The organism is Streptomyces actuosus, from assembly GCF_016921115.1.
In the GTDB taxonomy this organism is placed as follows: domain Bacteria; phylum Actinomycetota; class Actinomycetes; order Streptomycetales; family Streptomycetaceae; genus Streptomyces; species Streptomyces actuosus_A.
The window spans coordinates 1-477 of record NZ_JAFFZS010000174.1 but is presented as its reverse complement, the minus strand read 5'-3'; the positions used below and the strand labels follow the sequence as shown (position 1 = coordinate 477).

At 49.5% G+C, this 477-nt stretch carries 1 protein-coding gene; it reads right to left on the bottom strand.

Features of this window, described 5'->3' with window-relative positions; translation table 11 throughout:
• Positions 1 to 255: hypothetical protein (locus JS756_RS39050; protein WP_205387468.1), on the bottom strand; the 255-nt coding region annotated here is incomplete at its 3' end.
• Positions 256 to 477: the final 222 nt, after the last annotated feature.

Genomic DNA, 477 nt, shown 5'->3' with positions numbered 1-477 from the left:
ATACTGGTCCATCCAAGAAAGAACCGACTTTTGTGACTTTTTCTTCGGCCCACCGGGCAGTGGATTTCTCGGATTTCGAAGATTATCGCGGAAAGGTCTGTAAGAAGAGCTGTCTCTAAAGGGAGCTCTGTTGGGCGCGGCTGGACTAAGCCCGGGATTCTGTGTCCTGGAAACACCTTGGCCTTCGATAAGGTAAGGGATCGAAATATTTGACTGCTCGCTTTCCATAACACCCATCATTTGGATCTCGTACATACGTACCCGTGGTACGAAGACTTTTGACCGCTTCGTAACAGTGAATGGGATGGGTGCATTAGGGTCCTTCTTCAAGATTCGCCGGGACTCTCTATACGTGTCGGGATTCCAGTACGAGATATCAAGCCAATGGGGAATACCATAGCTCCACTCTTGGGGGTTAATAGAGGCCAGGTCTCGAGGGTTGATCCCAGAGAAAGATCCGTGAATAATGGACCTTGG